Source organism: Streptomyces sp. NBC_01460, assembly GCF_036227405.1.
Classification (GTDB): Bacteria; Actinomycetota; Actinomycetes; order Streptomycetales; family Streptomycetaceae; genus Streptomyces.
In genome coordinates, this window is record NZ_CP109473.1 from 2,660,654 (window position 1) to 2,673,609 (window position 12,956).

Annotated in this window: 8 protein-coding genes; 6 read left to right on the forward strand and 2 right to left on the reverse strand. The window is 67.5% G+C overall.

The genetic code is table 11. The features are described from left to right. The first annotated feature begins 259 nt into the window (after positions 1-259). The 5 genes from qcrC (at position 260) to OG488_RS11900 (ending at position 6,084) form a co-directional block, all read left to right on the forward strand. Positions 260-1,069 (forward strand): cytochrome bc1 complex diheme cytochrome c subunit, encoded by an 810-nt coding sequence (gene qcrC / locus OG488_RS11880; RefSeq protein ID WP_329228562.1) that lies wholly within the window; start codon positions 260-262, stop codon positions 1,067-1,069. Next, positions 1,066-2,118, forward strand: coding sequence for a cytochrome bc1 complex Rieske iron-sulfur subunit (qcrA, locus tag OG488_RS11885; RefSeq protein WP_329228564.1), 1,053 nt, complete (start codon positions 1,066-1,068; stop codon positions 2,116-2,118). The genes qcrC and qcrA overlap by 4 nt, the downstream gene beginning before the upstream one ends. Continuing rightward, positions 2,115-3,749: a cytochrome bc1 complex cytochrome b subunit gene (gene qcrB / locus OG488_RS11890; RefSeq protein ID WP_329228565.1), complete on the forward strand. Its 1,635-nt coding sequence runs from the start codon at positions 2,115-2,117 to the stop codon at positions 3,747-3,749. The genes qcrA and qcrB overlap by 4 nt, the downstream gene beginning before the upstream one ends. Positions 3,750-4,032: 283 nt before the next feature. After that, entirely contained in the window at positions 4,033-5,628 is a 1,596-nt protein-coding gene (locus tag OG488_RS11895; protein WP_329228567.1) for an FAD-dependent monooxygenase, read from the forward strand. A 60-nt stretch (positions 5,629-5,688) separates the two neighbouring features. Next, positions 5,689-6,084, forward strand: coding sequence for a VOC family protein (locus tag OG488_RS11900; RefSeq protein WP_329228569.1), 396 nt, complete (start codon positions 5,689-5,691; stop codon positions 6,082-6,084). Between the two features lie 1,272 nt (positions 6,085-7,356). On the opposite strand, the gene OG488_RS11905 is transcribed toward OG488_RS11900, so the two are convergent. After that, the gene (locus OG488_RS11905; RefSeq protein ID WP_329228571.1) at positions 7,357-8,424 is read right to left on the reverse strand and encodes a matrixin family metalloprotease; all 1,068 of its coding nucleotides are present in this window, start codon (positions 8,422-8,424) and stop codon (positions 7,357-7,359) included. Between the two features lie 624 nt (positions 8,425-9,048). Here OG488_RS11905 and OG488_RS11910 point away from each other — a divergent pair. Beyond that, on the forward strand, positions 9,049-11,724 hold the full coding sequence (locus tag OG488_RS11910; protein WP_329228573.1) for a S8 family serine peptidase: 2,676 nt from the start codon (positions 9,049-9,051) through the stop codon (positions 11,722-11,724). 446 nt (positions 11,725-12,170) lie between these two features. Here OG488_RS11910 and OG488_RS11915 read toward each other — a convergent pair whose 3' ends face one another. Then, complete coding sequence (locus OG488_RS11915; RefSeq protein ID WP_329228575.1) at positions 12,171-12,569, reverse strand: DUF6281 family protein; 399 nt, start codon at positions 12,567-12,569, stop codon at positions 12,171-12,173. Between the last annotated feature and the right edge of the window lie 387 nt (positions 12,570-12,956).

The window sequence follows — 12,956 nt, forward strand, 5'->3', positions numbered from 1 at the left end:
GTCGTGTGTTCGTTGATGGGTACCGGATACGGAGAAAAGTAATTCGAGGTGCCGGGACCGGCCGTGCCGGTCTCGTTCGCCTGCGTGGTGGTCGCTTTCCCACCCGCCGGGCAGATCGCCGAATACGCGGAGCAGGTCATGTACCAGGCCACCCCGCTGACGGCTGGTCCTTTCGCCCGGCCGGCCCTCTCGATCGGCCCGTCACCCACGACTTACCCGACGCGGTCGCCACGGAAGCCCCGGACGTGCGGGGTAATCCGTGAAAAAGCTCTCCGCACGACGACGCCATCCGCTGGCGGCGGTCGTCGTACTACTCCTCGCGCTGGCGGCTACCGGGGGGCTGTACGCCGCGTTCGCGCCTGCGGGTAAGGCGCAGGCCGACGAAACCGCCCAGTCCCTCGCTATCGACGAGGGTAAGAAGCTCTACTCCGTGGGTTGTGCAAGCTGCCACGGATCCGGCGGTCAGGGGACCACCGACGGGCCGTCCCTCGTGGGGGTGGGTTCCGCCGCCGTCGACTTCCAGGTCGGTACGGGGCGTATGCCGGCTCAGCAGCCGGGTGCCCAGGTCCCGAAGAAGAAGGTCATCTACAACCAGGCCGAGATCGATCAGCTCGCGGCGTACGTGTCGTCGCTGGGTGCCGGTCCGATCACGCCCACGAAGAGTCAGGTCGATCCTTCGGGTGCTGACGTGGCCAAGGGTGGTGACCTGTTCCGCACGAACTGTGCACAGTGCCACAACTTCACGGGTGAGGGTGGTGCCCTGACGAAGGGCAAGTACGCCCCGAGCCTGGAGGGTGTGAGCCCGAAGCACATCTACGAGGCCATGCAGACCGGCCCGCAGAGCATGCCCTCCTTCCCGGACAGCACGATGCCGGAGCAGGAGAAGAAAGACATCACCGCGTACATCAAGACCGTCAACGGTGACGATTCCGAGACCCCCGGCGGGCTCTCGCTCGGTGGCCTGGGCCCCGTCAGTGAAGGTCTCTTCGGCTGGATCTTCGGCCTGGGCGGCCTGGTCGCCATCGCCGTCTGGGTCGCGGCCCACACCGCTAAGGCCAAGAAGTCATGAGTAGCCAACAGATTCCAGAAGAGAACCTGCCGGTTGAGCAGGGGACCGCGCACGGCGCGGTCGAGGTCGCGAACGATCCGTTCGCGGACCCGGGGCTGCCGGCCCACCGGCCGCGCGTCCAGGACATCGACGAACGGGCCGCGAACCGCTCCGAGCGGGCCGTCGCGTTCATGTTCACGCTGTCGATGCTGGCGACGGTCGGTTTCATCGCCTGTTACGTGATCTTCCCGGTCGACAAGATCGTCTACATCTGGCCGTTCGGTCATGTGAGCGCGCTGAACTTCTCCCTGGGTCTGACCCTGGGGCTGGCGCTGTTCTTCATCGGCGCGGGTGCCGTGCACTGGGCGCGGACCCTGATGTCGGATGTGGAGGTCGCCGACGACCGGCACGCGATCGAGGCGGAGCCCGAGGTCAAGGCCAAGGTGATGGCCGACTTCGCGGCGGGTGCCGCGGAGTCCGCGATCGGGCGGCGCAAGCTGATCCGCAACACGATGTTCGGTGCGCTGGCCCTGGTGCCGCTCTCCGGTGTGGTGCTGCTGCGTGACCTGGGTCCGCTGCCGGAGAAGAAGCTCCGCTCGACCCTGTGGGCCAAGGGCAAGCAGCTGGTGAACATGAACACCATGGAGCCGCTGCGTCCCGAGGACGTCGTGGTCGGTTCGCTGACCTTCGCCATGCCCGAGGGGCTGGAGGAGGACGCGCACGACTTCCAGACGCAGATCGCCAAGGCCGCCCTGATGATCATCCGGATCGAGCCGGACAACATCAAGGACAAGCGCGAGCGTGAGTGGGCCCACGAGGGAATCGTGGCGTTCTCCAAGATCTGCACCCATGTCGGCTGCCCGATCAGCCTGTACGAGCAGCAGACGCATCACGTGCTCTGCCCGTGCCACCAGTCCACCTTCGACCTCTCCGACGGCGCCCGCGTCATCTTCGGCCCGGCCGGTCATCCCCTTCCGCAGCTGCGGATCGGTGTCAATCAGGACGGTCATCTCGAAGCGCTCGGCGACTTCGAAGAGCCCGTCGGTCCTACTTTCTGGGAGCGCGGATGAGTACCACCACGACAAGGCCACACAATTCCAAGGCGCCCGCCGGTGAGCGGGTGGCCGACTGGGCGGACGGCCGGCTCGGCGTCTACGGCCTGGCCAAGGCCAACATGCGCAAGATCTTCCCGGACCACTGGTCCTTCATGCTCGGTGAGATCTGCCTCTACAGCTTCATCATCATCATCCTCACGGGTGTCTACCTGACGCTGTTCTTCCACCCGAGCATGAACGAGATCGTCTACCACGGCTCGTACGAGCCGATGCAGGGCATCCGGATGACGGAGGCCTACGCCTCGACCCTGGACATCAGCTTCGACGTCCGCGGTGGTCTGCTCGTCCGGCAGATCCACCACTGGGCGGCGCTGATCTTCCTCGCCGGCATGCTCGTGCACATGATGCGCGTCTTCTTCACGGGCGCGTTCCGCAAGCCGCGTGAGATCAACTGGCTGTTCGGCTTCCTGCTGTTCATCATCGGCATGTTCACCGGGTTCACCGGCTACTCGCTCCCGGACGACCTGCTCTCCGGAACCGGCGTGCGCTTCATGCAAGGAGCGATCCTGGCCGTGCCGTTGGTGGGCACGTACCTGTCGATGTTCGTCTTCGGCGGGGAGTTCCCCGGTCACGACATGGTGTCCCGGTTCTACTCGATCCACGTCCTGCTGCTGCCGGGCATCATGCTCGGGCTCGTGGTGGCGCATCTGATCCTGGTCTTCTACCACAAGCACACGCAGTTCGCCGGGCCTGGCAAGACGAACAAGAACGTCGTCGGCATGCCGCTGCTGCCGGTGTACATGGCCAAGGCCGGGGGCTTCTTCTTCCTGGTCTTCGGCTTCATCGCGATCACCGCGGCGATCGCCACGATCAACCCGGTGTGGGCACTCGGCCCCTACCGTCCCGACCAGGTGTCCAACGGTTCCCAGCCCGACTGGTACATGGGCTTCACCGAGGGTGCCATCCGCGTCATGCCGGCCTGGGAAGTGGTCGTACCGGGCGGCTACACCCTCAACTTCGGTGTGCTGATACCGCTGCTGCTGCTCGCGGTGGTGCCAGGAGTCCTGGCTCTGTACCCGTTCTTCGAATCCTGGCTCACCAGGGACAAGCGGGAGCACCACATCCTGGACCGCCCGCGCAACGTGCCGACCCGTACGGCCTTCGGCGTGGCCTGGCTCAGTTGGTACTTCGTCCTGGTGGCCGCCGGTGGCAACGACATCCTGGCCCTCAAGTTCCACACCTCCATCAACACCATCACCTGGTTGGTGCGCATCGGGTTCTTCGTGGTCCCGCCGGTCGTGTTCGTCATCACCAGGCGCATCTGCCTGGGGCTCCAGCGACGCGACCGCGAGAAAGTACTGCACGGGCGCGAGTCCGGCACCATCAAGCGCCTTCCGCACGGTGAGTTCGTCGAGATCCACGAGCCGCTCAACCAGGTCCAGCTGCACACGCTCACGGCGCACGAGCAGTACAAGCCGATCGAGATCGGCCCGGCCGTCAACCAGAACGGCGCCGAGCGGAAAGTACCGCGTCTGGAGAGGCTGCGGGCCAAGCTCAGCCAGGGCTACTACGGCGAGGGGAACCAGATACCCAAGCCGACCGCCGAGGAGTACAGGGAGCTGACCAGCGGTCACGGTCATCACTAGCCCCACCTGGCAGCTCAGCGGTTCCTGAACCTGGCGCTCCCCTCACGGGGGCGACGCCGAACCGCTCCCTGCGAGCCGGCCGTCGCCGGGCGCCACAGCCCCCGGCGACGGCCGGACCGCCGAGATCACAGCCACCTCGACGACCCGCGATCGCCCCGGCTGCTCCAGCCGTCTCCACCGCAGGTCCGGCAGGTCCTGCCGCCACCGCCACCGCTCGTGCGGTCCGTCGCAGCGGCGCCGCCCCATCCACGACGCTCCACGACGCTCCCAGGAGGGCGAGAAGATGAGCCTGGACCTAGGCCCCACCGACCGGGCCAGCGGTGACGGCCACGCCGTGGTGATCGGATCGAGTCTCGCCGGGCTCGCCGCGGCACAGGCCCTCGTGGATCACATGGACCGGGTCACGGTCATCGAGCGCGACCGGCTGCCGCTGACCCCCCGCTGGCGCCGTGGCGTGGCGCAGTCCCGGCACGCGCACACCCTGATGGCCGGGGGGCACCAGGAACTCGAGCGACTGTATCCCGGCATCACCGAGGGACTGCTCGCCGCGGGCATGGTGTCCGTCCGTATGCCGGAGGACCTCCTTCTGCTGGGGCCCGGCGGCTGGACACCCCGCTTCGAGACCGACCTCACGATGATGACCGGATCCCGCGACATCATCGACTCGGTCGTACGGAACCGGCTGCGGGCCGACCCGAAGGTGACCTTCGTCCAGGAACACGAGGTCATGGGACTGCGCGGGGGCCGCAACGACACCGTCACCGGCGTATGGGTGCGCGGCCGCGACAGGAGCGCCACCGGCGGGTGGGGGGAACGACGGCTGATACCCGCCCATTTCGTGGTGGACGCCTCCGGCCGGACGTCGCTCGCCCCGCAGTGGCTGCGCGAACTGGGCTACGACGCGCCCAGGGAATCCGTGGTCGACGCCGGGACCGTGTGTGCCACCGCGATGTTCGCGCCGCCCATCGGCCATGTCGCGGACTGGAAGTGCCTGATGCTGGCAGCCTCGCCGGACAACCCGCGTCAAGGTGTCCTCACCCCCGTCGCGGGTGGCAAATGGATGGTGTCGCTCTTCGAGAGCGGCGGAGCGCAGCCTCCCACCGATCACGAGTCCTTCCTGCGGGCAGCCGGCGCCCTGCGCCACCCGATCCTGCGACAGGTGATCGAGAGGGCCACCCCGCTCGGGCCCGTCTACGTCTCCAGTCGCACGGAGAACCGCCGCCGCCACTACGAGAAGCTGCGCCGCTGGCCGGACCAGTTCCTGGTCATCGGCGATGCCATGGCCGCCCTCAATCCGGTGTACGGACATGGCATGTCGGTGGCCGTGCAGTCCGCGCTGCTGCTCGATTCCATGCTCCGCAGCCACGGCACCTCGGTCGGCATCACCTATCGCCTGCGTCACGCCCTCGCCCGGCAGGTCGACGCGGCTTGGCGGATCGCCACCACCTCTGACCTCAAGTACCCGTGGGCGGAGGGGACGTTCGCGCCCGGTCCGGCCAGCCGGATCGGGCGACGGTACATCGACCGCGTCGCCGCGGTCGCTCCGGCGAACCGGGCGGCGGCCACCGTCACCCTCGAACTCGGCCAGTTGCTCGTGGCCCCGACGGCGACGTTACGGCCTCGCGTGCTCGCGGCGGCACTGTTCGGCGGAGGTCGGCCGGCCTCCGCCGAACCCCCCAGCACCACCCACGGCGACTCCGTCGGGCGCAGGCGCCGCCCGGTCGTGCCCGCGCCGACGTTCGGGGTCTCCACCACCGGCGTGACCGGAGTGCGCACGACCGGCTCCTCGGCGCACCGGGCCGGGGCGCCCACCGTCGAAGAGCCCCTGTCCTCGCGCGAGGCCCGGCCGATCGACAGGAACGCGAGAAGACACGGATAACGCCCGCACCGCGCCGACCGGCCTTACGGCAGCTCCGAGCGTCATCGAGAGAGGAAGACTGTGATCATCAACCCCCGGCTCTCCGTGCTCTACGTCAGTGACCAGAGCGCGACGCTGGCGTTCCTGACCGGGACCCTGGGCTTCGAGCTGACGGTCGACGTTCCCCACGGTGAGAACGGTCGCTGGATCGAGGTCCGTCCACCCGGCGCCCAGACCCACGTCGCGCTCGCCGCCGTCGAACCGGCTGTCGTGGAGACGCTCCGCGCCCTGGCCGGCCGGATGACACACGGCTGGTTCGACTGCGACGACCTCGACGCCACGTGCAAGGACCTGCGTGAGCGCGGCGTCGAGATCGTCGTGGAACCGCAGGCCACGCCCTGGCGCGAGGGAGGCCGGTGGGCGCAGATCGCGGGCCACGACGGCAACCTCTACGGGCTGACCGAACGCCACCCCTGACACGCGCTGCCGACTTGTCGGCACATGCACAGAGGTGGCTGGTCGCGCACGAGGCAGCCCCCTGCGGAGCGTGCGATGGCGCGCCGACGCGATGGATCGAGGGGGGTGCGACGTCTCGTCAGGCCGTGGGACGACCGTGGACGGCGGTGGCACACTTGAGACCTACCGCATCGACCGGGCGGCGCCGACGTCACCGCCGTGAACGAGGACGCCACCGTCCTCGGCGGCGCATCGTTCTTCTTCCTCCGTCGCAAGAACACAGCTGCCGGAACCCGTGAGCGGCCGGGCGCGGTCGACCGCACCGTTCCAGGATCGTCGTGACGCGCGGACCGGGCGATCCGACCGTATCCAGGTTGTGCGGGCGCTTGGCCGCGTGCACCAGCTACGAGAAATCGGAGCCCAAGGGGCGAGCCTTCCTCGCTGTGGACCGAGCTGGGCGTTCGGGGGTCGCCGACATCCAGCATGCTGAGGCCGAAGAGCTTCGGTCACAAACGGATCCGAGTGACTAACGTCACTCAGCCCTGGTCTTCTGCTGAGAGAGTGTGCCCGTATCTTCAAGAAGTATCTTTTAGGGGTGGGCGAACTCTCATGGTGCCGGACGGTTCGAAATTTGTCCGTTTCACGGTCGGAGCAGCTCGACTTTTTACCAGAGGTGCCCTCTGGGGGGTCGCAGTAGCGTTGACCGCTGTAAGCGCGTGGATGTTCTGGCTCATCGTGATGGGCGGCGGCGGCTCAAAAATAGCCACATGGGCTGCGGCCCTTGTCGTTCCAGGAGTGCTTTTCAGTTTGATTGCTCAATACCAGCGAAAAAACTCCCGCGCCGATCGCCCTCGGGGCATCTACCCCTCCTCGGCAGCCCCGGACTCCGAGCACGAGAAAACTGCGTCGTCGTCGCCGGGTACCGATTCACAGGGTGCCCGCCGCATGAACTGATGATCGATCATGCACGCAGGCGAAAGCGACACTGCAACTCTCCTCCGCATGATCGGGAAGATGGAGCGCGGTGGCTCTCCGTCAGTTCCTCGCACCGATTCCCTGACTCTGCAGAATTCGGCACCACCGGCAGAACCGGTGGTGCCGAATTCGCTCTGACAGCGCAGGTGCTTTTCTTACGCCCCGTTGCTCAGGTGGGGGTACGCCTCCCGCTCGTGCAGCAGTTTCACGTGTCCCCCTTGCCGGCCCTCGGCCGAACGGCAGATCACCCGTCCGATCAGTGGCCGGATGAAGGCGAAGGCAGGGGCTTCATCTCGGAGTGAACCCCCGAGTCCTTGCTCAGTAGATGCTACGAAGACCGAGGACATCTCCCTTGCCCAGAGTCCTCGCTATCGTCGAGCAGAGGATGGAGTTGGTGGTCATCGTGAGATTCGAGTGTGCCGAGGAGACGTGGCCCATCCCGAAGACGTGCCCGGCCTCGTGCGTTCCGACGGAGCGGATGTCGTACAGGTTCGAGCAACTGCTGGTCGGCGAGTTCGTGAAGTTGTAGTCGGTGGTGTTGAACCGGACGTCGGCTTCACGAAGGTCGTTCTTGACTCCCGGGGTGGGCCAGGACCACCAGCAGGTCGTGGCGACTACACCGCTCTTGAGGTTGCCGGCGTCCCACGTGCTCTTCCCGTCACGGGACGTGCACGAGGAACTGCTGTTGATGTCGGCCTCGTAGGTGGTGGTGCCCGAGTAGTGTGAGCTCGCGGAAACCGAGTCGCCGTAGCCGCAGTTGTTGTAGCTGCCGGTGATGTTGTTGATGGCGTCGGCGAAGGCGGCCTGGGCGCTGCTGCGGGAGAGACCGCCGGGCATGCCTCCGTCACCGATGTACCAGTTGTAGGTGCCGTACTCCTTGAGGTCGTTCGTGGAGTAGGAACCGTCACTGCACGCGCCCGCGGCGCTGGGGGAGTCCAGGTCCGGGAGTTCGGGCTCGACCCCGGAGGAGGAGTCGAGCGCGTCCGGGTCGACGCTGTCCGGCTCGTCGGTCACGTCGTCCGGGGTCGTGCTGGGGTTCCCGAGACTGTCGGTGGCGTCGATACCGCCGGTGGGCGCGTCCGGACTCGAGTCGCTCAGGTTGTAGGAGACGACGCCGTCGGCCGACACCTCCAGGCTGAAGCCCAGCGACTCTCCGTCGGCGGTCAACGTGTCCACGCCTACCGCGGTGTTGGGTTCAGGCACCGTCACGCCGGTACCGCCGAAGGTGACCACTCGGCCGACCACGGGACAGCTGATCACCGACGTGCCCGCCGGCAGTGTGCTGACGGTCAGCTCTCCGGTGGCGGGCGGACAGACCTGCGGTCCGTCCAGGCCTCCCCCGTCTGCGTACGCTCCGCCGCCGACGAACGAGATCGAAGCCGTCAAGGCGAACGCCACGAGGCCTCTGCCCGCGAGTCTCCGGTTGTTCCTAGCCACTCTCTACCCCCAGTTGTCCGTATTGTGTGAAGATCCTTTTGGATTCACCGAGAGGCTAGTAGCCGAGCGATCACTTGCGGTACCGCATTTCTGGCCGCCCATGTTTCAGCCAACTTCCACGGGTGGCGACATGGTGCGATCTGGCCGGGCGGGTCCGCATAGCCCCTCCTGCGCTTGACAGTTGCGGAGTCCGGCCGGATGTGAACGGCGCGGAACACGCCAGCCGTGCGGTCGGACGGTCGCATGACATGGGCGAAGTAGGCGAATTGCGTGAAATGAGCGAAGTGCGGGTTGATTTCCGGATTTTCGTGATCCCAGAATCAGAGATCATTGACGGCGTGCACTCAAGGCTGCTTTCCTCTGTGTGCGTCTGGTGAAGATCTATGCCTTGGGGGGACGGACTTCTTCGCGGCCCTGTGTTCCGTACCGTCCACGCACCTCTACGGCTCTCACGCCCGGCGCGCCCTATTCGTGCCGCGACGCGTGCGCCTACCCGCGTCCAGCGTGGCGGGGGTTTCGCGATTGCTGTATTTTCCCGCGGCCCTTGACGGGCCGCGCTGTAGATGGAGCGAGATGAGAAGAACCATATGGTCCACGGTTGCCATGGCCGTGACGGTCGTGGCGATCGGCATGGCACCGGCTCATGCCGAGCCGTTGGACTCCAGCGGCCCGGCCCCGTCGCCGACCGCGAAGGTGGACAAAGCACTGCGCGAGCGGGTCGCCGATGGTCACAAGGTGCGGGTGAACGTCACCACCCGGACCAGGGCCGACCTTCCGGACGCGGTCCAGGCCGGCGAAATGGTGCGCGAACTGCACAGGCTGCCGGTGGTCACCATGCGGGTCGACGAGGCGGACCTGGACGAGTTGGCCGCCCAGCCAGGTGTGGTGAGCGTGGCCGAGGACCGGCCGGAGCGCGCGACGCTGGCCGAGAGCGTTCCGCTCATCGGCGGTGACAAGACCCGGGCCGCCGGCCTGACCGGCGCGGGCGGCGTGGTGGCCGTCCTGGACACCGGCGTCGCCACCCACCACCCCTTCCTTGCGGGCCGGGTGACCTCCGAAGCCTGTTTCTCTCCCGTCGACGCCGGCTACGGCGCCACAAGTCTGTGCCCCGACGGCACCGACCAGCAGGAAGGCACCGGCTCGGCCGACTCGGAGGCCGGCCCGTGTGCTTCCCTCGACTGTGATCACGGCACCCATGTCGCCGGAATCGCCGCCGGCAACGGCCAGAACGTCACCGACGCCCCGGCGGCCGGTGTCGCTCCTGGTGCGAGCATCTTCGCCCTCCAGGTGTTCAGCCGGATCGACTCGGAGGCCTACTGCGGTCTCGACGCCGCGCCCTGCGTTCTGAGCTTCCCCAGCGCCCAGCTCTCCGCCCTGGAGATGGTTCTGGACATGAAGCAGTCCGGGATGCCGGTGGTGGCAGCCAACATGAGCCTCGGGGGAAGCACCCAGTACACGGCGGCGTGCCAGACCGACGTCCGCAAGCCGGCCATCGACGCGCTCTACGCCGCCGGCGTCGCCACGGTCGTCTCGGCCGGTAACGGCGGCTCCGCCACGGGGGTCACCGCGCCCGCCTGCGTGTCGTCTGCGATCGCCGTGGGCAGCACCACCAAGCAGGATGAAATCTCCTACTTCAGCAACCGCGGCCCGCTGGTGGACGTTCTCGCTCCCGGCAGCGACATCGTTTCCTCCGTCCGCGACAACGGCTGGGAGAACCTGAGCGGCACCTCCATGGCCGCCCCTCACGTCACCGGTGCGTTCGCGGTGCTCCACCAGGCCTTCCCCACCAAGACGGTGGCCGAGCTGGAGACGCTCCTGAAGAGCACGGGCAAGCCCGTGACCTACTCGGGCACCACCACTCCACGGATCCAGCTCGACGCGGCGGCGCTGTCGACCCAGCCCGGAACGCCCGCCGGTGAGAACGCGTGGAAGCTCGCGACCAACGGCACGGACACGGCCGGTGCCAACGCGTTGACGTCGGTCGGCGGGCCCACCTTCGCGGCCGCCGACGCGCCCTACAGCCTCTCCGGAGCTGCTTCCTTCAACGGCAGCACCGCATTCCTGAAGAGCAGGACGAGCGCGGTCAAGACCACGCAGGACTACACGGTCTCGGCCTGGGTCAAGATCAACTCAGCCGTCGAGGCCACCGCGATCTGCCAGGGCACCAGCAAGTACCAGGCCTTCTACCTCGGCTATGACGCCACCAACAAGGGCTGGATGTTCCAGACCACGACCACCAACGACGACAACAACGACTGGGTGACCGCCGAGGGCGGCACCGGCACCGGCCCGGTGGGCACCTGGGCGCACCTGGTCGCCACCTACAAGGCCCCGGTCAGCGGCGTCGCCGGCACCGGTCTGATGACGCTCTACCAGAACGGCAGCTACCAGGGCAGGGCCACCAACCTCACCCCCCAGTACGACGCCAACCTGCCCCTGACCGTCGGCGGTTGCGTCAACTCGGCCACCGCGACCACCCCGTACAAGGCCTTCCCCGGCAAGGTCGCCGACGTCCACGTCTACCCGTACGCGATGGACGCCGCCCAGGCCGGCAAGGCCAGCGCCACCGTGCCCACCGGGTGGACGGCCGGCATGCCCGAGGACGAATGGAAGCTGAGCACCTCCGGTACCGACACCGCCGGCCTCAACCCGTTCACCCTCTCCGGCGGCGCGAGCTGGACCACCGCCAAGCCCACCGGCACCACGCTCACCGGATCGGCCTCCTTCAACGGCAGCACCGGACTACTGAAGAGCAAGCAGGCCGCCGTCAACACCCTGGGCAACTACACCGTCTCGGCCTGGGTCAAGATCAACTCGGCGGTGGCGGCAACCGCGATCTGCCAGGGCACCACCCAGCACCAGGCCTTCTACATCGGCTACGACCCCACCAACAAGGGCTGGATGTTCCAGACCACGACCACCAACGAGACCGACACCGACTGGGTGACTGCCGAGGGTGACGCCAACTCCGGCCCGGTCGGCACCTGGGCGCACATCGTCGCGACCTACAAGGCCCCGGTGAGCGGCGACTCCACCAGCGGCCTGATGAGCGTCTACCAGAACGGCGTCCTCCAGGACTCCAACCACAACATGACTCCCCAGTACGACTCCAGCCTGCCCCTGACGATCGGCGGCTGCGTCAACTCCGCCTCCTCCACCGCCCCGTACGACGCGTTCCCCGGCAACGTCGCCGACGTCCACGTCTTCCCGCGCACCCTCACGGCCACCGAGGTCGCGGCCCTCAGCTGAGCCCTCTCCGAAGAGGTCTGAGCACTGACAGGTGCCCCGCTCCGCCCGACAGGGAGCGGGGCACCTTCTTTCGCACGACTCAGGTGGTTTCGCACGCCTCAGGTGGAGGAACCGAGCAGGCCCGAGGGACGGATCCGCCGACCAACGCCCCATCTCCACAGCGAGTGCTGACGATCGCGGCGGCGGCGGGATGCGTCCGTCCCGTCGGCAGCCCGTCCAGCGGTCAAGACCGGCGCCCCGCAAGCGTCCGAGCGGGGCGGCTATCGGTCGGAGCCCGCCCTGCGACCCGCTACGCCCCTGGCACACCTGTCATGGCGGCAGTGAGCGTTCTGGACGTGGCAGCCTGGACAGCGGGGCTGCGGACGGCCGTCATGTGTCTACCCGTCCGGAGCGCGGGGTTCGGTGTGGCGTCAGCCTTGGACCCACACCGAACCCCCTTTCCCAGATCAGGAGTTGTCGATCAGTTTCTGTACCTCGGGTGGGAACTCCGAGTCGGAGGAAACGGCGAAGAACCTCGCCGTCTCCGGCGTGTCCCCAACGGCGATGGCGACCTCGGGAGAGAAGCCGTCCACTTCGTATGCGGTCCCCGTCAAACCGGCCGGCTCCTCGCCCTTGTCCAGGTCGCCGCTGTCGTCACAGGGTGGTTCGGTGGCGACTCCGAGCTTCTTCCCAGGTGTGAATTCCACGTTCCCCACGTCTTGATACGTGATGTCCTGGTAGGTGTACCGGGCGACACAGGAGGCGCCGCCACCGCCACCGCCACCGCCCTCGGCCGTGCACGCGGCTACTGACATCACCACGGCCGCCGCCACCAGCAAGCCGACGGATCGCCTGGTCCAGCTCATGCGTGTCCCCCTCTGTAGATGCCGCAAAGAAGAGGAGTGCCTCCTCCTTGCCGAGTGACCTCTCCATCGCTCAGCACGGGAATGAGACCGTGCCCTTGGTGAGGCTCTCGCGTTCCGACCTTCGACGTCGGCACCTCGGATCAGGTTCCCCTGCCGCGCGCTTCCTCGGACCGAGGTGTGATCCTGGTACACCGGCGGCGTGCCACATCCGATCAGCGATCCGAAGCGCCCGCGGACGCGCAACGGCCCGACGGAACAGCGGGTAGCAGGCGCCGGCGCCTCGGCCATCCGCTCGACGGTCGCCACGTCGAACGCGGCAGTGTCGTGGTCGACGCACACCTCGAGGCCGCCGTCCACCTGCCGGCGACGGCCGTCGCACCGAACAGC